Annotated in this window: 15 protein-coding genes; 6 read left to right on the forward strand and 9 right to left on the reverse strand. The window is 62.5% G+C overall.

From position 1 onward, the window contains the following. Positions 1-13: 13 nt before the first annotated feature. The 9 genes from xerA to ACILSO_RS23770 form a co-directional block, all read right to left on the reverse strand. On the reverse strand, positions 14-931 hold the full coding sequence (xerA, locus tag ACILSO_RS23730; RefSeq protein WP_395739957.1) for a site-specific tyrosine recombinase/integron integrase: 918 nt from the start codon (positions 929-931) through the stop codon (positions 14-16). A gap of 36 nt (positions 932-967) precedes the next feature. Next, the gene (locus ACILSO_RS23735) at positions 968-1,762 is read right to left on the reverse strand and encodes a hypothetical protein (protein WP_395739958.1); all 795 of its coding nucleotides are present in this window, start codon (positions 1,760-1,762) and stop codon (positions 968-970) included. 315 nt (positions 1,763-2,077) lie between these two features. Continuing rightward, positions 2,078-3,754 (reverse strand): 4Fe-4S binding protein, encoded by a 1,677-nt coding sequence (locus tag ACILSO_RS23740; protein WP_395739959.1) that lies wholly within the window; start codon positions 3,752-3,754, stop codon positions 2,078-2,080. A gap of 391 nt (positions 3,755-4,145) precedes the next feature. Continuing rightward, positions 4,146-4,871: a DUF434 domain-containing protein gene (locus ACILSO_RS23745; protein WP_395739960.1), complete on the reverse strand. Its 726-nt coding sequence runs from the start codon at positions 4,869-4,871 to the stop codon at positions 4,146-4,148. Between the two features lie 82 nt (positions 4,872-4,953). Next, the gene (locus ACILSO_RS23750; RefSeq protein ID WP_395739961.1) at positions 4,954-5,955 is read right to left on the reverse strand and encodes a hypothetical protein; all 1,002 of its coding nucleotides are present in this window, start codon (positions 5,953-5,955) and stop codon (positions 4,954-4,956) included. 395 nt (positions 5,956-6,350) lie between these two features. Further along, positions 6,351-6,998: a dihydrofolate reductase family protein gene (locus tag ACILSO_RS23755; protein ID WP_395739962.1), complete on the reverse strand. Its 648-nt coding sequence runs from the start codon at positions 6,996-6,998 to the stop codon at positions 6,351-6,353. 69 nt (positions 6,999-7,067) lie between these two features. Next, positions 7,068-7,355, reverse strand: coding sequence for a hypothetical protein (locus ACILSO_RS23760; protein ID WP_395739963.1), 288 nt, complete (start codon positions 7,353-7,355; stop codon positions 7,068-7,070). Positions 7,356-7,740: 385 nt separating this feature from the next. Beyond that, positions 7,741-9,129 (reverse strand): sensor histidine kinase, encoded by a 1,389-nt coding sequence (locus ACILSO_RS23765; RefSeq protein WP_395739964.1) that lies wholly within the window; start codon positions 9,127-9,129, stop codon positions 7,741-7,743. A 4-nt stretch (positions 9,130-9,133) separates the two neighbouring features. Further along, on the reverse strand, positions 9,134-9,814 hold the full coding sequence (locus ACILSO_RS23770) for a response regulator transcription factor (RefSeq protein WP_395739965.1): 681 nt from the start codon (positions 9,812-9,814) through the stop codon (positions 9,134-9,136). Between the two features lie 118 nt (positions 9,815-9,932). Between ACILSO_RS23770 and ACILSO_RS23775 the strand changes: the two genes are divergently transcribed. The 6 genes from ACILSO_RS23775 (at position 9,933) to ACILSO_RS23800 (ending at position 20,843) form a co-directional block, all read left to right on the forward strand. Continuing rightward, positions 9,933-12,221 (forward strand): multiheme c-type cytochrome, encoded by a 2,289-nt coding sequence (locus ACILSO_RS23775; RefSeq protein WP_395739966.1) that lies wholly within the window; start codon positions 9,933-9,935, stop codon positions 12,219-12,221. A gap of 126 nt (positions 12,222-12,347) precedes the next feature. Further along, on the forward strand, positions 12,348-12,965 hold the full coding sequence (locus tag ACILSO_RS23780; RefSeq protein ID WP_395739967.1) for an RNA polymerase sigma factor: 618 nt from the start codon (positions 12,348-12,350) through the stop codon (positions 12,963-12,965). Positions 12,966-12,976: 11 nt separating this feature from the next. Further along, the gene (locus tag ACILSO_RS23785) at positions 12,977-18,265 is read left to right on the forward strand and encodes a beta strand repeat-containing protein (RefSeq protein ID WP_395739968.1); all 5,289 of its coding nucleotides are present in this window, start codon (positions 12,977-12,979) and stop codon (positions 18,263-18,265) included. 197 nt (positions 18,266-18,462) lie between these two features. After that, the gene (locus ACILSO_RS23790) at positions 18,463-18,945 is read left to right on the forward strand and encodes a hypothetical protein (RefSeq protein ID WP_395739969.1); all 483 of its coding nucleotides are present in this window, start codon (positions 18,463-18,465) and stop codon (positions 18,943-18,945) included. A gap of 158 nt (positions 18,946-19,103) precedes the next feature. Further along, positions 19,104-19,679 carry a YceI family protein gene (locus ACILSO_RS23795; protein ID WP_395739970.1) on the forward strand — a complete coding sequence of 192 codons (576 nt, stop codon included), beginning with the start codon at positions 19,104-19,106 and terminating at the stop codon, positions 19,677-19,679. A 3-nt stretch (positions 19,680-19,682) separates the two neighbouring features. After that, complete coding sequence (locus ACILSO_RS23800; RefSeq protein ID WP_395739971.1) at positions 19,683-20,843, forward strand: type III polyketide synthase; 1,161 nt, start codon at positions 19,683-19,685, stop codon at positions 20,841-20,843. Positions 20,844-20,851 lie beyond the last annotated feature (8 nt).

Here is a 20,851-nt window from a genome sequence, read left to right on the forward strand (position 1 = left end):
AGAAGGCGGCCGCTCAAGCGCGAGGGTGCGCGGACTCGTACACTTCCTTCATGCGCTGCGTGGAGACGTGGGTGTAGATCTGCGTGGTGGAGAGGCTGGCGTGGCCGAGCAGCTCCTGGACGCTGCGCAGATCAGCGCCGTTGTTGAGGAGGTGGGTGGCGAAGCTGTGGCGGAGCTTGTGCGGGGTGAGGTGCACGGGGATGCCGGAGGCGCGCCAGTATTTCATGATGACGTCGTCCACGGACTGGGCGGTGATGCGTTTACGCAGCTTGCTGAGGAAGAGGGGGCCGTCATGCACGCCGGCTTTGAGGCGGTAGCGCTGGACGGCCTCCAAGGCTTTGGAGCCGACGGGGCAGAGGCGCTCCTTTTTGCCTTTGCCGAAGACGCGGACGGTTTCGGTGTAGGTGTCAATGTCGGCGACGTTCAGGGCGACGAGTTCGCTGAGGCGCATGCCGGTGCTGTAGAAAAGCTCGAGAATGGCGGTGTCGCGCTCGGGCGCCCAGAGGGCGTCGCGCTTGGATTTTTCCATGCTGAGCGGGAGGGCGAGCATGGCCTCGACCTGGGCGAGGGTGAGGACGACGGGGAGCTTTTTTTCGCGCTTGGGGAGCTGGACGTCGAGGAGGGGATTGGCCTTCCAGCCGCGGCGGCGGGTGAGCCATTTGAAGAAGGAGCGGAGGGCGGCGAACTGGAGGCGGATGGTGGCGCGGCCGCGCTCCTTTTTCATCAAATCGAAAAGGAAGGCGCGGAAGTCGTCTGCGGTGAGTTCGGCCCAGCCTTTGAAGGGGGTGCGCCATTCACGGAACTGGCGGAGGGCGAGCTCGTAGTTGGCCAGGGTGCGGTCGGAGGAGCGGCGCTCGGCTTCCATGAATTCGAGGAAGCCGGTGGCGAGAGGGTCCGGTGCCGACACCGGTGCCGGGGCTGTGTTGTCCATGGGGGGGGCGTTTTCCATGGCGTGTGCGTTTATGGCTTAGCCGGCGGTCTGTGTCTGTTTGGCGCGGCAGACGGTGCAGATTTCTTCGCCGGAGTCGAGGACGCGGAAATCGAGCTGAGGGTTGTCGATCTCGGTCTTTTTGCAGACGGAGCACTGGTGGAAGAAGGTGCCTTCGGGGATTTTGGAGGACTCAAAGCGGCTGCGGCGGGAGGCCACCTGGGCCATGCGGGCGCGCTCGCTGACAAAGCCGGGGCCGAAGGCGATGAGGAAGTTCAAGTGGCCGACGAGCACGGGGAAGAACATGGAGGGCTCGGCAATGACGAGGAAGGCCGTCATGCCGGCGCTGATGGCGGCGACCCATTTCATTTTGATGGGGAGGATGAAGTAGATGTAGATCTCTTCATCGGGGAACAGGGTGGCGAAGGCGAAGAGGAGGGTCTGGTAGAGGAAGAGGCCCTCTGCGGCCCAGCCAAAGATGAGCGTGCCGAGGGTGACGGCAAACATCCAGCCGAAGATGTAGAGATTGACGCGGAAGGCGCCCCAGGCTCCTTCGAGACCACGGCCGATCCACATCATGAACATGGTGCCGATGAGGGCCCAGATGAGGGAGAAATTGCGGGGAATGAAGACGTGGGTGACGAGGCGCCAGACTTCTCCATGCAGGACGCGCTCGGGATTAAGCTCAAGGAACTGCAGGTAGGCATCCCGCCCTTCTTTGTTCATGACCATGACGATGACGAGCACGAGGAGCTGAAAGCCGGCGATGATCTGCACGAGGCCGTGAATGGCGAAGCGGCCGAATTTGGACTCGAGTTTGGGGATGATGGACATGTCTGGAGTGTCTGGTAGTCCGGTTTCAGGCCGGAGCCAAGAGAAGAACGGGTGATGGGTCAGTTTGGATATTTTTTAGCCACGGGTGAGAGGGTGGGATGAGGGCTGGAAAGAGGGGAACACGAACTCAAGGCGGCTGGATCGTGGAACGAGAGGCAACTTCGATGGTGCGTGTTTTTGGGCTGCACGCCCAGCGTGTAGCGGGCTTGATGTAGCTCGGAATTCCGATTCCGAGTACGCCCCGACGCGGTATCGGAATACCGCGCTACATCCGCCGATCCGCGCTGAAGTGAATGAGCAGCCTGTTCTTTGCCTTCAGCCGGGAGCCAGGAGAAAAACGACCGCCAGGCACAGGGCGGCGAGCCAATCGCGAGTGCCGAGCCGGTCGGCATCGCCGGTGAAGCGGAGGAGCTTGAAAAGGGCGCCGGTGGGGCAGGCGTAGCGGCAGTAGGCGAGGGGGGTGAAGAAGGACCAGAGGAGGCCGCCAATGGCGATGGCGATGCTGGCCCAGCCGGCGACGCGGAAGAGGTAGGCATCGAAGGGTTCAAGGGAGTTCAGATTGACGGGGAGGGCGAAGGCGGCGCTGAAGAGGACGAGGGCGAGGAGGAGGAAGGGGAGCTTGGAGAGGGTTTTGTCGATGCGTTTGGAAGGGGACCAGTGCCAGGGCAGGTGGCGGGCCAAAAGCTGCTGCAGGGCGCCGTGGGGGCAGATGTGGTGGCAGTAGAGCTGCCTGCTGGTGAAGACGGGGCCGACCAGGGCGACGGCGGCGAGGAGGACCAGGCCGGTGGCATTTTTCCATGGGGTGCCGTGGGCGGCCCAGCCGGCGAGGAGGCCCTGGGAGAGCATCTCTCCGGCGATGAAGCCGCCGTAAATGACGAGCAGGGCGTGGTGCAGGTGGCGGCACCAGGCGCGGCCGCGCAGGGGGGTGAAGGCCATGAGGAGGGCGGCGAGGAGGATGGTGGCGTGGCCGGTGTCCTGCCAGCGCCAGCGGGCGCGGATCTGCTGCCACCAAGTGCGGCGGGCTTCGCTTTCTTTGAGCCAGGATTCGGCGCGGACGCGGACGCCTTCGGCGATGCCGTAGCTGGTCTGGGTGGCGCCGGAGACGCCTTCGACTCCGGCGGCGGCGAAATCGATGTGGGCGATGTTTTCGGTGGTCATGCCATCGAAGGTTTTCAGAAACGTGGGGTCGCCGGTGACGTAGCCGACGTATTCCTCGGTGTCGTAACTGCGGCGCAGGGCGATGCCGCGCAGCGTGGTGCCGGTGGCGTCCAGGAGCATGAAGGTATCGCTGGGGCCTTTGTAGCCGATGGTGCTGTCGGATGCGGGAGCGGTGCGGGCGGCGAGGGCGATGGGGGTGCCGGTGGCATCGAGAACCTCCTGGGAGCCGGGGTGGGTTTTGGATTCCTGGAGGGAGGCGGCCTTGGGCTCGAGTTTTTGGACTTCGGCGAGGGTGATGGCGTCCGGGAAGCGCAGGGAGGTGGTGGCGCTTTTGCCGAGGCGGCGGAGGATGCCCTCGGCGATGGCGCTGCTGGTGAGGGTGGCGCCGGTGACGGCCTGGGGCTGTAGGGTGGCGAGGTCGGCGGCTTTCTTTTCGGTGAACTGTTTGAAGAAGGGGCGATGGCGTACGACTTCGGCGAGGTGATCGGTGGTATCGCCGCTGGAGAGGATGCGGAGGCCGAGGACTTTGCCGCGGGAGTCGAGGGCGATGAGAGTGTTGGTGGGGCCGGAGTAGCCGATGATGTCATCGGCCTCCGGGGAGGTCTGCATGACGTGGCCGAGGGTGATGCCGGAGGTGTCCTGCACGGCCTGCATGCCGCCGCTGTTGGGCGGTGAGAGAGTAGCGGCGGCGGGGAAGAAGTCGTGGATGCGGTCCGGGGTAAGGGAGACGGCTGAGGCTGCAGGGTGGGTGCGGCGGAGGGCTAGGACCGCCAGGACCAGCAACGACAAACGCCAGAGGCGGAGGGCGAGGGGTTTCCAGCGGCGGGTGGGCATGGCGGATTTTTACACCGCAGAGGAGGGAACGCCGCAGAGAATTTTACAGAGTGGGAGTTGGTGGCCGCAAAGAGGCGCAAGACGACGCGAAAATGGGGGCGGGAGTCTGAAGCCTTGGTTTTGCGGCTGGTGCGCTGGGCTCAGCGGTCTTGAAAAAGGGCAGAAAGATTTAGGGCAGAAAAATTTTCTGAGAATCAGAGTCAGAATCTGCTGGGACACCGAGCAACGAAAAGAGGCGCGGGACCGGTGAGGGTCCGCGCGCCTGACGATCTGTCTGTTTCTGGCTCTTCCTAGAGTGGTTGAGCTTTTTGTGTCGGTGATCACTGGGTCATCGTGGCGGGTGGGAGATGTGGATGGGTGGAGATGGATTTTTTTTAGCGGGAGGCATTTTTTAATCGTGGAGATCCACGATCCAGGTGGGGCCGCAGGGGTGGGTGAGGATGAGGTCGGAGGCGAGGTTGTACCAGGAGGCGGCGCCATCGATGACGACGGCGTCGGAGCTGATGATGATGGAGTCGCGGGCGGCGATGAGGTCGGTGTCGGGATTGAAGACGGCTTCGACGGTCCAGGGCCAGGTGTGCTGCTTGGTGAGTTCGCGGATGCGGGCGGCGAGGCGGCCGCTGTTGGAGACGGGCTTGTCGAGCAGCCAGTGGACGGAGGCGGCGTGGAGTTCGGCGAGGCGGCTGCCGACGAGGGTGATGGCGGTGTCCGTTTCTACCACGGCGTGGTAGGAGCCGTGGACGCTGGACATGTCGCGCAGGCAGCCGTCGCGGCAGTGCAGGAGGACGCCGCCGCTGAGGGCGGCTTCGAGGGTGACGAGGAGATTGAAGCCGTCGATCCACACGCTGCGGCCGCGCAGGGCCTCGGCGGGAAGATGATTTTGGGCGCGGGCTTCGCGTGCGGTGTCTGAGCAGGCGGCACGGGCTGCGGCGAGGCGCTGGCGCTCGCGGAGTTCGTAGCGGTCGCCGACGAGTTTGACGGCGGAGTTGCGGGCGTAGCCGCGACCGAGGAGCCAGGAGAGGTCGGAGACGGCCTGACGGAGGGCAGGCGTGGGGGCGGGGCCGAAGAGCTCAGTGTCTGAGGGGTGTTTGCCACGATGGCGGTCTGAGCTGCTCATGGGAGGGGTGAAGGGGAATGCCGATGAATGGCGGGCATGATGCCAAGCTACAAGCGTCTGTGCAAAGATTGAGAGGTGGGTTTCAGTCCCGCAGTTTGACTCCGTTCATATTAAGTCGGCAGCCAAAGTTTCGGGCCCACTTGCGAAAACGCTGACTTACCAGATGAGGCGAACGCCAGACGCCGTTGCGTTCGCACATCCACTCTGCCATGCGCATGAAGTCCACACCTTCCAGCGCTTCCATTTCGGCTCTGGAATAGTCGACGCCGCGGCCGGTATAGCCTGCATCGTCAAAGCCGACTTCTCCCAACTGCCCCATCAGCGGTTCATTCGTGTGGCCGAGCAAAGTGCCATACAGCGGGTGATCTGAAGACCTCATGACAAGCCGTCGGTTACGGAGTGACCACGGCGCGACTACAGTGCTGTCCATCCAATAGATTCGGTTGCATGGCGGAAGTGGTTTGTTGGGATAAAGCTTGGGATGAAATCCTGGAGCGGAAGGCACGTAGGTAAGTGGGCGGAACACGGCACCTGTAAGTTGCGCCTGCTCAAAACTGTCTTTGAACTCCTGCGAAACCGCCAGTTCACACCACAGCAGATTGAGGCAATGGCTTTTTTTCTTCGCCCATTCAGGCCTGGCGATGGCCACCATTCCACTCTCGTCTGCTTGGAGTATGATTCCGCCATCTCCACAGGCACCAGATAGCATGAGCCAGTCGGAGCTGTCTAATGGGTAATCAGGACGAAACCGCTTTATTGGGAAATGATTGTCCCATTCGCCTGGCCCTGCCATCCCCTGAAACACCGGTGTCCAGCCAGCTTTTTGGAGTTCAGCAATCGCATATCGAACATGGGAATCATCTGGCGATCCTTTCACGGTGAAACCGTGGGATCTTGTTGAATCGGCGTAGTGAGGCCCACTCAAACCATTGTTTGGAGAAAGCACTTTCCGGAGGGCCTGGAACCTCTCGAAGTCGTTCATTCTTGCCGCCCACCCGATCCTGACTGCCTTCATTCCTGCAGGCACATAATCCACTTCGAAGCGCCACTCTTCCCCTTCATGTTGTGATTGTTCCAGAAGCATGCCTGATTCAGTCAACCTTTAACCCGCCTCATGGAGACGCACAACTTTTCGGCTGCAACTCCAACATCATATGACCGTGACGGATCTCATCGCACGTTCACCCTCATGACTTGAGCCTGAATGGGCTGGTCATCAAGGGATCCTTGGGAGCCAGAAAAACGGAAAAAAAGAGGCGCGGGACCGGTGAGGGTCCGCGCGCCTGACAATCACTTTTCTTGTCGGCTCTTCCTAGATTGGTTGAGCTTTGAGTCGGTGATCAATGAGTTATCGTGGAGTGGGGGAGAAGTGGATGGGTGGAGAGGGGATTATTTTTGGGGCGTTGTGGAGACGCCGGGGATAAGTCCGGAGAAAGGGTAACGAAGATTGGGGGTAACGAAGATTTTTTCCGGAATGGGTTATGAACGGGTTAGGACGATGTGGGTGGCGCGGGCGGAGGCCGCGTGCTGGGTGCAGGTGTAGCCGAGGGCGGGGAGGTTGAGGCCGGTGAGGAGGGGCTCGCCGGTGCCGAGGAGGACGGGGGAGATGGCGAGGTGGAGTTCGTCGATGAGGCGGGCTTCGAGGTATTGGCGGATGGTGGAGGCGCCGCCGCCGATGCGGACGTCCATGCCGTTGGCGGCAGCGCGGGCCTGCTCGAGCGCGGCGTGGATGCCGTCGGTGATGAAATGGAAGGTGGTGCCGCCTTCCATGACGAGGGGCTCGCGGGGATGGTGGGTGAGGACGAACACAGGCACGTGATAGACGGGGTTGTCGCCCCACCAGCCTTTCCAGGAGTCATCGAGCCATGGGCCGCGAAAGGGGCTGAACATGTTGCGGCCCATGATCCAGGCGCCGACGTTGTGGAAGCCGCGCGCCGCGAAGTCTTCGTCGATGCCGGTCTCACCGTCGGGTTTGCCGAAGAGCTTGGACTGGAAAGTGCGAGTGGAAAAAGCCCAGGCGTGGAGAGCGGTGCCGCCGATGCCGAGAGGGTTGTCCAGACTTTGATCGGGGCCGGCGGCGAAGCCATCGAGGGAGAGGGTGAAGCTTTCGACGCGGAGTTTGGACATGGGGGTGAGCGTTGGATTGGGGGGGAAGCGAGCGCGTTCTGAACTGAGGCGCATGATCAGATCATGGCCTCATGTTTTCTGCGCCTGCTTTGCGAAGTATTCCAGATCAGCGATTACTTGTGTCTGAGTGACATGTGGCGAACTAAACGAACGCTCGCATGACTCGAGCATCATCATGGAGGCGACGCTTTCAAGACCGCGACGCTCGGCTTCTGATAATGAGCGAGCGAGCTTATCCTCGGCAGCGAGGATTGCCGCTTGCCGGAACGCGACAAGTGCCTGCTGAGTCCGTGAGTCAGAGGTAGAGACAACCGAGGTTTGTCGTTTGCGGCGAAACAATGAATCAAAAAATCCCATGAGGTGCGCGGCGGTGTGACGTTCAACCGATGGCACAGGAATGCGGACAGATGAAGAGTAGAAAGATTATGGGTAGAAAAATTTTCCGGAGTTTGCCGGATAGGAACCGTGGGTCTCGGAGCCAAGGGCGAAGAGGATCGTGGAGATGATTTATGAGAAGACGGGGATCGAAAGGGGGGGAAATGACAAAACTCTAAGGTTGGACGAATAGAATGGGGAGGTTTGACGTGCTGGAATCGAGGACCCGTTCTTCGCTAAAGCTACGAAGGGCAGGCTGAGTTCGAGTAGGAGGGCGAGGACGATCCGGCCCAGAGGAAAGGCGGGTGTGGTGTGTTGAGATGTTCTCTTTTTTACGTGTTCCGAGTTGGGCGATTTGTTTTTTTAATCAAACCACATTCGCGGAGGCGAGGGGATCGGTGGCGGGGAGGTCGATCCAGAATTCGGCGCCTTGGTCGTCGTTGTTGCGGCAGCCGGCGCTGCCGTGGTGGGCGTGGGCGAGGGCTTGGACGAGGCTGAGGCCGAGGCCCATGCCGGGGGTGGTGGCGCTCGAGGCGGAGCCGCGGACGTAGCGCTGCCAGATCCTGGCGTGATCGGCGGCGGTGAGGCCGGGGCCGGTGTCGCGGACGGAGATGCGGGCCTGCTCGCCCTGAATGCTGAGGGCGAGGGTGACGACGCCGCCACGCGGGGTGTAGGCGAAGGCGTTGTCGAGGAGGTTGGCCACGGCCTGGTTGATGCGCTGGCGGTCGATGAGCACCCAGCGGGTGTCCGGGGCTTCGAGGGTGAAGCGGAGGGCGCGCTCCTCGGCGGCGGCCTTGTAGAGTTCAAACAAATCGGTGAGCAGTTCGCGCAGGTCGATGATCTCCAGGTGGAGCTTGAGGGCTTTGTGCTCGGCGGCGCGGGTGATGAGGATGGTCTGCACGAGCGCGGTGGCGCGGTCGAGCTCCTCCAGGCCGCGTGCGGCGGCGTCGCGTGCGGTGGGGTTTTCGATGTGGTCGTGGAAGGTTTCGAGGTTGCCGCGGATGCGGGCGAGCGGGGTGCGCAGTTCATGCGCGAGGTTGTCATTGGCGTCCTGCAGCTCTGCGGTGAGTGCGGCGATGCGGTCGAGGCCGGTATTGAAGGCGGTGGCGAAGGCCTGCAGCTCGGGGACAGCATCGGGCGCCTGGAGGCGGGCGTCGGTGCTGCCTCCGGCGATCTTGCTGGTGCTGAGCATCATCTCCCGCACGGGCTGGAGCACATGACGTACAAACCAGGTGAGAGGCAGGAGCATGAGGACGGTGGAGGCGAGCCCGGCAAACCAGAGGTGGCGGCGGATGTGCTCGACGTAGGCGAGGTCTTCGGCGTCGGTGCGGCCAAACCAGAGCGCATTGCCATCGTCCAAAACCTGGCAGCCGACGAGAAGCTGCTGCTGCCGTTCCGTGTGCGCGATGGTCATGAGCCAGGTTTCCGAAGGCTTCATTTTTTTGGGCGGACGCCTGGGCCAGTTGTAGCCGGCGACGGCGTCCGGTGTCTGCTCGAAGATGGTGTCTCCCTGAGGATTGGTGATGCGGACGGCCTGGCTCTCCTCGTGCTTGCCGGCTTCAAAAACTTCCCGGAGTTCCTTGAGGCCGTTGCGATTGTAGAGCACGGCGTATTCGCCCAGATCATCAAGCACCACGGCGCGTGCGATGCTGCTGAGATTTTGCCGCATGGCCCAGCCGGCGACGGTGATGCAGAGGGCGGTGCTGCAGGCCATGAGCACGGCGAGCAGCAGGCCCAGCCGCCAGGTGGACGGCATGCGTTCAGGGAACAGCTTTGAAAACATAGCCTTTGCCTCGGACGGTTTGCAGGTAGGACGGCTGGCCTGGAGAATCGAGCTTCCGGCGCAGCTTGCAGATCATCGCATCCACGACATTGGTGCCAGGGTCAAACTGGATGTCCCAGACTTTTTCGAGGAGGAACTTCTTGGTGAGGGTGCGGCCTTCATTGGCGAGAAGGACCTCCAGCAGCGTCCACTCGCGGGGCTGGAGCTCGACTTTTTCCTCGGCATGAAGCAGGCGGCGTTTGATGGGATCGAGCGTCCATCGGCCAATGGTGCGTGTGGCAGGAGCGGCGGCGCTGCCGGCTGCGCGGCGCTGGAGGGCCTCCAGCCGCGCGAGCAGCTCCTCCATGGCGAAGGGCTTGGTGACGTAGTCATCGCCGCCGGCTTTCAAACCGCGCACGCGGTCGGTCACATTGTCGCGCGCGGTGAGAAAGAGCACGGGCAGCGACTGCCCGGCTGCGCGCATTTTTTCCACGACGGTGAAACCGTCCATGTCAGGAAGGCCGACATCGAGGATGACCGCGGCGAAGGATTGCCGGGACAGCAGCGAGAGGGCGGCGGCGCCACTGGTGCAGTGAATGGAGCTGTGGCCTGCCTCATGGAGCCAGAGCGCCGTCTGGCGCGCGAGTTCGGCATCGTCTTCTACGAGCAAGATATGCATGGAAAAAGCCAGCTTAGGCACGGGGCGAAGAAAAAGGCACGCAAATTGAGGCGGGGATTGGCTTCATTACCAAACGATAACGTGCCAGCGGAAGCGGCTTGTGGCGAAATGAGGGGAAATGAACCGCCCATCTTCTATTTGGCGAAGCTGGCTGCTGGCAGGCCTGCTGATGCAGCCTGCGGTGCTGCATGCCGGAGGCGGACAGTGGACGGTGGTGGCGTGGAACAACCTGGGCATGCACTGCATGGACGATGACTACAGCGTTTTTTCCATCCTGCCGCCATTCAACACGATCAACGCGCAGGTGATGGATGCGGCGGGGCGTTTGATCACGGACCCGACGGCAGCAGGCATCACGGTAACCTATGAGGCGCTGGCGAATCCGGACGGCTCGATCAACACGACTTCCTTTGGCAAAACAAACTTCTACGACTACGCGGCAGTGCTGTTTGGCGCGAATTTGGGAACAGACCAGGGGCTGGCGGGCAAGTCCATGCCCGGCGCCGCCAACACTCCGCAGGCGATGACATGGAGCGCCGGGATGAACTGGTTTGAGGCGGCGGGCATCCCGCTCACACCGACGGATGATGCAGGCCGGCACAATCCATATCCGCTGCTGCGTGTTTCGGTGAAAAACGGCGCCGGGAGCGTGCTGGCAAGCGCGGACATCGTGGCACCCGTGTCGGACGAGATGGACTGCCGCGCCTGCCACAAGTCAGGCTCCGGCCCTGCGGCGATGCCCGCGGCCGGCTGGGTGAATGATGCGAACGACAAGCGTGACTTCCGTTTGAACATCCTGCGTTTGCACGATGAAAAGAGCGCCGCTGACCCACTGTACGCGCCGGCGCTGGCGGCCATGGGGTATGCGCCGGAGGGCTTGTATTACAGCGTCGCAAACAATCACAAGCAGGTGCTGTGCGCCACGTGCCATGCCTCCGAGGCGCTCGGGACCGGGGGCTACGCGGGTGTGAAGCCGCTGACCGCGGCCATGCACGGCAGGCATGCGACGGTGACGAACCCCACCAACGGCCAGCTCATGGACTCCGCCCTCAGCCGGAATGCCTGCTACCTCTGCCATCCGGGCTCGCAGACGCGCTGCCTGCGCGGAGCGATGGGCGGCGCGGTGAACGCGGCGGACGGCTCCCTGGTGATGCAATGCCAGAGCTGCCATGGCAGCATGAGCACCGTGGGCAGCACCGCCCGCACCGGCTGGCTGGACGAGCCCAACTGCCAGGCCTGCCACAGCGGAGATGCGCAGTCGAATGAAGGCTCGATCCGCTTCACCAGCGTCTTCAGCGCACCTGGCGTGGTGCGTGTGCCCGCGAACCAGCGCTTCGCCACCAATGCGGACACACCCATGGCGGGCAAATCGCTGTTTCGATTTTCAAAAGGACACGGCGGCCTGGTTTGCAGCGCCTGCCATGGCAGCACACATGCGGAATACCCGTCTCTGCATCGGGATGACAATCTCTACTCCTGGAACAAGCAGGGGCACCGCGGCAAGCTGGCTGACTGCACCGTGTGCCATCCCTCCATGCCTTCCAACAGCGTGGGCGGCCCCCACGGCATCCACCCCATCGGCAGCCAGACCTGGGTGAAGGATCACGCGGACATCGCCCGTGCCATCAGCCCCAACTATGCGGCGTGCCGGGAATGCCATGGAACGGACTTGCGCGGTACTCCGTTGTCACGTGCGCAGGCGGATCGGGCGCTGACGACGAAGTTTGGCCTGCTGACGCTGAAGCGTGGCATGGAGGTGAGCTGCTACTACTGCCACAATGGACCCGGCAGCAGCAATGCGAGCACTCACGTCGGCCCCACGGTGGCAGCTGCGCAGCTGGTGGTGCCCTTGAACACGCAGTCGAGCATCACGCTTGCAGCCAGCGGCACCAGTCCGCAGCTGCGCGTCATCCAGCAGCCTTCTCACGGCACCGTCGGCATTGCGGGCAAGGTGGCGACGTATTTCCCCGATGCCGGCTACCAAGGGCCGGATGTTTTCACTTACATCGCGAGTGATTCCGGCAGCTATGTGGACTCTCAGCCGGCGACGGTGTCGGTGGTGGTGGGAGGGACGGACTACCGGCGTGACTCCGATGGCGACGGAATGAGCGACTGGCTGGAGTACGCGCTGGGGCTGGATCCGGCGCTGGGAGGCACACGCCAGCCGCAGCTCCAGATGGAAAACGTGGGAGGCACGGTGTACCTGACGCTGCGCGTTTTCCGCAGCCCGATACGCCCTGCGGAAATGAGCACGACGGTGAAAGCCTCCGGGGATCTCATCAACTGGACGCCTGCGATCATCCTGAACGACGGGGCAACCGAACTGAAGGTGCGCGATACGATGGGAACGGGTGCAGCCGCAGCGCGCTTTTTGCGGATCGAGGCCACGGGACCTGGCACACCTTGATCCTCCGTCCTCCTTTTCTCCGGGAGCAATCGAGACGCAGCCTGCGGCAATTGCAGCGCTTTCATTACCAAACGATAACGTGCCTTGGAGCGCAGTCTGTGGCGGAATACGGGGGAAACGCACGTCATGAACACCACCACCGCCGACCTTCACTCCGGGGACGAATACGATCGTCTCTTTGCGAGGGCCATGGAGGGAGATGCGATGGCGGCGGAGCGCCTTTACGCTCAATGCGTGCCCTGGCTGGCGGGGTGGCTGGGACAGCGCTTCTCTCCGCATGTGGCGGAGGATGTGGCGCACGAGGCGATGGCGGAGGCCTTTCGCCAAGGAGGTGAATTTGAAGCGCGCGGGTCCTTCTGCGGCTGGCTGAGGAGCATCGGGATGCACCGCGCACTGAACACGCTGCGCAATGAGGCCCGGCGCAAGTCGAGGGAACAACTCTACTGCCTTGATGGAGTGGCGCCGGAACGGGAGCAGCTGCACGACCAGCACCACCGGCTGTGCGCCCTGCTGGCGAGGCTGCCTTCCACCCAGCGGGAGCTGCTGGTGCTGCATTACGTGCAGGGGAAGTCGAGCCGTGACATCGCCGCCATGCATGGGCGGACGCGGAGCGCAGTGGCGGTGAACTTGCACCGCCTGTGCCGCAGTCTGCGGGAGCGCATGGAGGCAACGCGTGCGCCCCGGCGCGCCTCTGGTGAATCTTGGACACCCCGAACCGGAACCTTTGTGACAGCACACCCATGAGCCTGACCACCATGAAAACTCTGATCCCCAGCCAGCCCCCCAAGTCCGCGGTGAAGCACCCCACAGCCCGGAACTTTGTCCGCCACGGGTTGTGGACATGCCTGCTCGCGGCGCTGTTTTATGCCGCAGGGAGTGGCAGCGCGCGGGCAAGCATCGCCTATGGCAGCATCAACAACTTCGACACGGTGAACGACACCGGGAAGGAATGTCACGGGTTTGAGATCGAGCTCGATGACGTTCACAGCACGGACATCACGTACACGTATAACTACAACCACTACGGCGTGCCGGAGATCACGGAGGACAATTCGGTGGCGGGGCATCCGAAGGTCTTCATCCGCTGGCAGAGCAAGAAGAATGCGGACGGCACCTGGGCGTCCTACACGGCCATTCCCGCGGCCCCGATCCCGCCGACGCAGGGACATCAGTTCACCAACCCAGCGGTGAACTTCGGCGGCGAGCACTTCGGTGTGGGCTACACGGTGCAGCCCAGTGCGGTGCTGTACAACTGGCTGGTGGACAGCGGCTCTGGCACTTTGGTGCATGGTGGTGTGGTACAGGTGTCCACGCCGACGTTTACCTACTATCCTCCGGCGGCGGCGGCACCGGCGCAGGTGCAGGCGGTGATCGCGCCGCCACCACCGCCAGCACCGCCACCCAAAGAGTTTGGAAATGCGGTGTGGATGAAGGAGATCAAGACCACCACGCATAACGCGAACAAGGTGAAGCTGCGCGATCTGGTCTCTGATGATCCGGGCAACCCGAACGACAAGAACTGGAAGAACGGAGAGCCTGACGAAGTCGAAACGGAGTGGCGCATCCTGCAAAAGAAAACGAGCGCGGCAGACGGCGGCCCGAACAACAAGGTGCCTGCGGCGGCTGAAGCGCTGCCGAACGGCAATGAAGTCGTGACGCGGCGCTACGAATTCTACAAGTACACCGGCCCGCTGGACGCGGAGACGGGAGAGGCGATGGCGACGGCGGTGGGGGCAGACGGGCAGCATGGCTCCGGCAGCGCCACGTATGCGGATCATTTTGACGGCGCGCTGGGAGAGTGGGTCACCATCACCACAGACATGACGACGAAGGTGGTGGTGGGAGATTTCACCGGATCGCAAATGGCCGCGGTGGATGTGAATGCGGCGGTGGGGCTCATTGATCACACAGGCGAGGGGAAGGTGGGCAAGGCCTTCGCGCCGCGCACGGTGGTCATTGAAGGGGCGCTGCCGTTTACGGCTGCGAAATTGGGCACGGTGCCGCCGGGTCTGACCTTCAATGAAGTGACGGGTGTGCTCTCCGGCACGCCGAGTACTTCGGGCACGTACAGCTTCAGCGTGGTCGCCAGCGATGGCGTGAATCCGGATGTGCAGAAGAACTACACTATGAACATCGCGGCCGCTGGCGCCGCGCTCCCAGCGCATAGCCTGCTGGACACCACCGCAGCGCCGGTGGGAACGGGCACGACCACGGGAGACGGCTCCTTCAACGTGGGGGACAGCGCCACCGTGACGGCCACGCCGGCGGCAGGCTATGTGTTTGTGAACTGGACGGACAACGGGCAGGTGGTGAGTGTGGATGGCAGCTACACGCTGACGATGGATGTTAACCACTCGCTGGTGGCGAACTTTGCGCCGCTGGTGACGCAGTGGTCCATCACGACCAGCGCCGCGCCAGCGGCAGGCGGTGCCACGGCGGGAGACGGGCTCGTGGATGATGGCACGAGTGCCACAGTGACGGCCACGGCCAATGCAGGCTACGGTTTCACGAACTGGACGGAAGGCGCGGTGATTGTGAGCACCAGTGCGAGCTATAACTTTAATGCGACGGCGGACCGCGTGCTGGTGGCGAATTTCTCCCCCCTTCCCTCTTTCACCGTGAGCACGAGCGCCGGGCCAGCGGCGGGAGGCACCACGAGTGGCGACGGTGGGTTCATCAGCGGCAGCAGCGCCACGGTGACGGCCACCGCAAATGCGGGCTACTTCTTTGTGAACTGGACGGAGAACGGCGCGCAAGTGAGCACGAATGCGAGCTACACTTTCAATGTGACCTCGAACCGCACGCTGGTGGCGAACTTCGCCGTGACCGGCAGCATCCTGCGGGCGATCACGACTTCAGTTTCACCGGCGAACTCGGGCACGACCACCGGCGGCGGCTCGTATGCGAACGGCACGAGTGCGACGGTGGTGGCGACGGCGGCACCGGGGTACAAATTCAGCAAATGGAAGCAGGGCGGGAGCAATGTGAGCAGCGCGGCGAGCTATACCTTTACCGCGAGTGCGGACCGCGCGCTTGTGGCGACTTTCACGCCGGTCTATTATATCACGGGCACGTCAAATCCACCGGCGGGAGGCACGACGGAGGCAGACAGCGCGAGTTACAATCCGGGAGACAGCGGCAACGTCATCGCCAGGCCTACGGCGGGATGGCAGTTTGTGAACTGGACGGAAAACGGAGCCATCGTCGGCACTGGAACGACGCTGAACTTTAGCAACGTGCAGGCGAATCATGCCTATGTGGCGAACTTCGCGCTCACCGGCGGGGTGAGCATTGCCACAAGCGCGGGTCCGGCGGCTGGAGGCACCACAAGCGGCGGCGGCAGCTACTTGATTGGCGACGGTGTGACCTTGAGCGCAACGCCCAATGCAGGCTATGCCTTTGTGAACTGGAGCTCCGGCGCGACGATTGTCAGCACCGACCCGACCTACACGTTCACCGCGAGTGTGAACCGGACGCTGGTGGCAAACTTTGCCACGGCGAGCACGATTGTCACCAGTTCCGCACCAGCGGCCGGTGGCAGCACCGGTGGCGGCGGAGCCTATGCCAGCGGCGCAAATGTGACCGTGACTGCGACGCCGAACGCGGGCTATGCCTTCCTGAACTGGACGGATGGCGCGGCAATTGTCAGCACGAGCGCGACTTATTCATTCACTGCCAGCACCGGCCGCACGCTGGTGGCGCACTTCGTGGCGGGCCTCACGATCTCAGCTTCCGCCAGCCCGAGCTCTGCGGGGAGCATCGTGGGTGCGGGCATCGTGAATCCAGGCACGAGCGTGACGCTCGTCGCGACGGCCAATCCCGGGTACACGTTTGTCGATTGGACGGACAACACCGGCACCGAGGTAAGCACCAGCGCGAGCTACACCTTCACCGCAAACGACAACGCCACGCTGACCGCGAACTTCGCCGTAGCGCCGGTGACCATCGATTATGATTTCGACACCGCAGCGCCTGTTCCGGCGCTGGATGCGCCGCTGCCACTGGTGCAGACGAAGGCGGGCTACACGGCAACCTTCAGCTCGGCCACGGCCAATGCCTTCAAGATCACCACCGAGACGGCCAGCGGACGAGTGCTGTCGAAGTTCGATGGCAACTACCTCGAACCGCTCGCGGACAATGCCATGCTGGTGCTGCAGTTTGATCATCCGGTCACCGGGGTGAGCGTGGACTTCGCGACCGTCGAAGCGCTGAGCGTGGACGTGCCATCGAATGTGCAGATCACCGCGTATGACACCTCCAGCGGCACACCGGTGAGTGTGGGAACGGGCATCGCGCATGGCACGGTGACTGTGGGGGACACGCTGCCGGTGGGCACGATCAATTTTAACTCAACAGGCGGCGCGTTTGACCAGATCGTGCTCCAGCTTCCAGCGGCCCCGGTTGGAGCGCTGCGCTTCCTGGTGGACAACATTCAGGCAAGTCCGGCATCGAGCACGGGAGGGACGATGACCCTGGCCAATCCGAACTGGAACATCACGCTTTCAGATTTCGGCTACTCGGATTTCCTGCTCGACAACACGCCGGGTTTTGTGGGACGCGAGTATCTTTCCGGCGAATGGGGCAGCGCCGTTGCTTACCAGCGCAATGGGCAGACGCAGTCACCGACGTGGCTGGACCCCAGCTTCCTTTATCCGGACTGGCAGACGAATTCGAACTTTCATGTGGTCACCGGGATTCACCTTGCGGGCAGCAATGTGGATGGACTGCCGATTGCTGAATCCGTGATCGCCAACGACGACCTCGAAATCACGCTGCGGTTTGAGATGGTGGACACCGTGGTGGGCACACCCATGGGAGTGACGCCAGCGGGAGCGGCAAGTGGAGGCGCTGCGATCAACAGCAACCGCTATGTGATGAACCAGACCTTCATCGTGAAAAACATCAGCGGTGTCAGCATCACGAATGTGCAATTGTTCCAGCTGCTGCACGGGTTCATCTCCCAGCATGGTCAGTATGACAACCGCAGCTACGCCGGGAAGCTCTCCGAGTATCGGTACGATGCCACAATGTCCGGCGTGGACGGCAACGCGGCCGGAAACCAGAGCTCCAGCGTCGGGCTGGAGGATCTGATCGGCTTCCATGCCAAGGTGGCGCCCACTGCTTTTGAGATCGGCAGCTATGGGACGGAGGGCAATGGCATCGACGATCATGTGAGCGGCAAGCCTTCGGACGGAGTTCACCTCTCGATTGAAAACAACTGGCAGAGCGCCCCGTTCGTCGGACGCAAGGGGCGCGACAGCTTCGCGCCTGCGAACCGCTGGATTGCAGGCGGACAGCGCTGGAATCTCGGCGACCTGGCAGCGGGGCAAAGCGTCAGCTTTGACATCGTGCTGAGCCTGCTCACGGGTACCAAGGTGGTCGTCACTGGCGGAGGATCCACCGGCACCGGTGGCGGCGGCAGCTGCAATGGCGGCTCCGGGCATGTTGGAGGCGTCGATTTCGAGTTCGACGGCATCAGCCAGGAAGGCACCTTTTACGGCGAGTATTCGGATGCTGACGATGCGGAGATGGCGGAACGGGAGGCTGAGGGCGAGTTTGTGCTGCCGGCGGTTCAGACCCCGAATGGCACACGCAGGCAGTTGTGGAAGCTGAATTACAACGGCGTGCACACGGGCAGCATCAAACTCAAGTTTGCCTATGACCCGAGCCTGCTGCCGGCCGGCTACGATGAGAACCAGCTCGTCATCTATCACTTCCGCAATGGCGCCTGGGAGAAGCTGAGCTGCAAGGTGGACACTGCGAACCATGTCATTCAGGCGGTAAGCCCGAGCCTCTCTCCTTTCATGCTGGGAGTGAACGATGTGGTGGTGAAGCCGCGGGTGGAAGTGTCCCTGTCGAGTCCGGGAACACTCAGCGTGAGCTGGCCGGATTCTTTCACCGGCTGGATTCTGCAGGAGGCGCCTGATTTAAATCCGGCGAGCTGGATCAATTCCACGCGCCCGATCACTTCGGCGGGCGGCTACAACCAGGTGGAGGTGCCGATGAGTTCGGGTTCGAAATTCTTCCGTCTGATGAGACCGTGATTACGTCGCGAGAAAGCGGCAATCGTGAGATTCATTATCAACATGATCCGCACCATGAGACGAAGCTTTGCAAACATGGCAGCGGCAGAACACAGGTGCGAAGCAGGTGACTCTTGTGAAGGGGTGGAACAGGAAATGCTTGAATGAAGTACTTCATGTGGAAAAATCGCAGCCTCTCAATCAAGGGACCTTCTTTCATGGAGCGCATACACCGCATGTTCGCCGCGCTGCTGCTGCTTGCCTACGCAGGCACAGCCACCTCGATCATGCCGGCCGTGTTTGCGGCATTGGCAGCGATCGATGGCGGCCACCGGGTCATGATCTGCCGGACGGAGCAGGGAATGCAGGTGCGGCTGCACCATCGGGAGGATGATTTTACGCCGGAGGTTTGCGACCATGAAGGTCTGCTGGGGCGCATCCTGGTGAGTTATTGCGAACCGGGCACGGAAGGAGATCACAGTCTTTCGACGAATCAGGTCACAGGTACTTTGACGGAGCCAGACGATGAGGCGAAGCGCCAGATCAAAGAAAGGCCCTGCTGCGAGGATGGGCTGGTGTTTTTTGATGCGAGGATGGACATGGTGCGGCTGGAGGAGGTCTGCAAAGAGGTGCTGAGAGGCGGTGAGGCCGGGCGCAATGTGGCGCTGCGGGAGATGACCACGGTGCGTCTGCTGGTTTGATTTTTGCACTGCCGTGCCAGAGCCGCGCAGCATTGGCGTATTGCCTGAGGCATGCCGGATGCTGAGCCGAATCGTAATGCTGTCTGACGTCAGTGCTGTCAGACGAATCCATCCATTTATGGCAGCAATGCCGCCACTCCTTTTCACCACGTTTCTGCATGAAAAATTCTCTTTGTCTGCTGGGTCTGTTTTGTCTGACGGCCGGCGCTGCGCTGGCGGATACCTCCCGCTGGTCCGGCACGAGCCAGATCTCTTTCGATGGCACCTCCACGCTGCATGACTGGGGAGGGAAGGTGGAGGCCAGGCCGTTTGTGACCACCGTGAGCACGGACAAGGAGGGAAATCCCACCAAGGTGGTGGCGACGGTGACGGTGGACGTGGCGAAGATGGACACGGCGGAGGCGAAGAGGGACGAAAACATGCGCAAGGCCATGCAGGCCACCGCGCATCCGCTGATCACAGGGGTGATCGACACTCCGTTCAGCGCGATCCGGCAGGGCGAGGCGGCACCTTCGACGCTGCCGATCAACCTGACGATCCTGGGGAAGACGCAGACGGTCACCGGGAAAATCAGCCAGTGGAAGCAGCAAGGGGACAAGGCCTCTTTTGACCTGGATTTCGATCTCTCGCTAAAAACGAGCGGCATCAAGGTCCCGTCCGTGCTGCTGCTGATTCGAGTGGGCGACACGGTCAAGGTGCATGCAGTCGTGAACCTGAAACGCAACCCTTCCTGACCCATGGCCGCTTACATTCATCACATCGCCACCGAGACGCCGGAGTTCATCTACAGCAATGAGTTTACGCGTGAGCGGATGAAGGGCTGGGTCGCGGAGCCGCGGGCCAAACGGCTGATCGACATGATTTACGAGCGCACGGGAATCGAGACGCGGTACAGCGCGTGCGATGACTTCATGAAAGAGGAAGGGGGGCTCTTCCACACGCTGCCGGACGGGACCATGAATTCGCCGACCACCGGCCAGCGCAATGCGCTGTATGCACGCGCGGCGCGGGAGCTGGCGGTGAGGCTCGCGCGGAAAACGCTGGGGGAGTGCCCGGAGTTTGAGAAGGGGGAGATCACGCATGTGGTGTTTGCTTCGTGCACGGGGTTTGCGAATCCGGGGCCGGACTACCACATCATCCGTGAACTGGGACTGAATGAGAGCGTGGAGCGCTACACGGTGGGGTTCATGGGGTGCTACGCGGCGTTTCCGGCGCTGCGGATGGCGGCGCAGTTTTGCGAGGCGAACCCGCAGGCGGTGGTGCTGGTGATGTGCCTGGAGCTGTGCTCGCTGCACCTGCAGGTGAGCGACCGGCCGGAGAGCATTGTGGCCAATGCGCTGTTTGCGGACGGTGCGGCGGCGGCGCTGGTGAGCGCACGGGAGCCTGTGGGCGACCGGCCGTTTTACCGGGTGCAGGCGTTTCAGTCAGCGTTGGTGCCCGGAAGCGAGGCGCACATGGCCTGGGACATTGGGGACAACGGATTTAACATGGTGCTGTCCGCGTATGTGCCGGAGCTGATCGGCAGCAACATCCGGGAAATGCTGGCCAGCATTTTGGACAAGCGCGGGCTGAAGGTGGAGGACATCGATGAGTGGGCTGTGCACCCGGGGGGACGGGCGATTTTGGAGCAGATCGAGGAGCAGCTGGCGCTGCCCACAACCGCGCTGGAGATGTCCCGCAGTGTGCTGCGTGACTACGGAAACATGAGCAGCCCGACGGTGATGTTTGTGCTGAAGGGCTTTCTGGAAGAGGCGGAAACGGAGCGTGCCACGACGTGCGCGATCGCCTTTGGGCCCGGGCTGACGGTGGAGACGGCGGTGCTGGAGCGGTGCGGTGCGGCAATACCGCCCGCGGGAATGGCGAAACCCGCCGTCATGGCGCAAACGGCAGCGGCATGAAAAGCGGT

This window comes from Prosthecobacter sp., from assembly GCF_044226605.1.
GTDB lineage: Bacteria > Verrucomicrobiota > Verrucomicrobiia > Verrucomicrobiales > Verrucomicrobiaceae > Prosthecobacter.

Bases quoted from the DNA above. Each gene is read 5' to 3' on its own strand.
- xerA (WP_395739957.1), bottom strand. From the start codon at position 931: ATGGACAACACAGCCCCGGCACCGGTGTCGGCACCGGACCCTCTCGCC.
- ACILSO_RS23735 (WP_395739958.1), bottom strand. From the start codon at position 1,762: ATGTCCATCATCCCCAAACTCGAGTCCAAATTCGGCCGCTTCGCCATT.
- ACILSO_RS23740 (WP_395739959.1), bottom strand. From the start codon at position 3,754: ATGCCCACCCGCCGCTGGAAACCCCTCGCCCTCCGCCTCTGGCGTTTG.
- ACILSO_RS23745 (WP_395739960.1), bottom strand. From the start codon at position 4,871: ATGAGCAGCTCAGACCGCCATCGTGGCAAACACCCCTCAGACACTGAG.
- ACILSO_RS23750 (WP_395739961.1), bottom strand. From the start codon at position 5,955: ATGCTTCTGGAACAATCACAACATGAAGGGGAAGAGTGGCGCTTCGAA.
- ACILSO_RS23755 (WP_395739962.1), bottom strand. From the start codon at position 6,998: ATGTCCAAACTCCGCGTCGAAAGCTTCACCCTCTCCCTCGATGGCTTC.
- ACILSO_RS23760 (WP_395739963.1), bottom strand. From the start codon at position 7,355: ATGGGATTTTTTGATTCATTGTTTCGCCGCAAACGACAAACCTCGGTT.
- ACILSO_RS23765 (WP_395739964.1), bottom strand. From the start codon at position 9,129: ATGCCGTCCACCTGGCGGCTGGGCCTGCTGCTCGCCGTGCTCATGGCC.
- ACILSO_RS23770 (WP_395739965.1), bottom strand. From the start codon at position 9,814: ATGCATATCTTGCTCGTAGAAGACGATGCCGAACTCGCGCGCCAGACG.
- ACILSO_RS23775 (WP_395739966.1), top strand. From the start codon at position 9,933: ATGAACCGCCCATCTTCTATTTGGCGAAGCTGGCTGCTGGCAGGCCTG.
- ACILSO_RS23780 (WP_395739967.1), top strand. From the start codon at position 12,348: ATGAACACCACCACCGCCGACCTTCACTCCGGGGACGAATACGATCGT.
- ACILSO_RS23785 (WP_395739968.1), top strand. From the start codon at position 12,977: ATGAAAACTCTGATCCCCAGCCAGCCCCCCAAGTCCGCGGTGAAGCAC.
- ACILSO_RS23790 (WP_395739969.1), top strand. From the start codon at position 18,463: ATGGAGCGCATACACCGCATGTTCGCCGCGCTGCTGCTGCTTGCCTAC.
- ACILSO_RS23795 (WP_395739970.1), top strand. From the start codon at position 19,104: ATGAAAAATTCTCTTTGTCTGCTGGGTCTGTTTTGTCTGACGGCCGGC.
- ACILSO_RS23800 (WP_395739971.1), top strand. From the start codon at position 19,683: ATGGCCGCTTACATTCATCACATCGCCACCGAGACGCCGGAGTTCATC.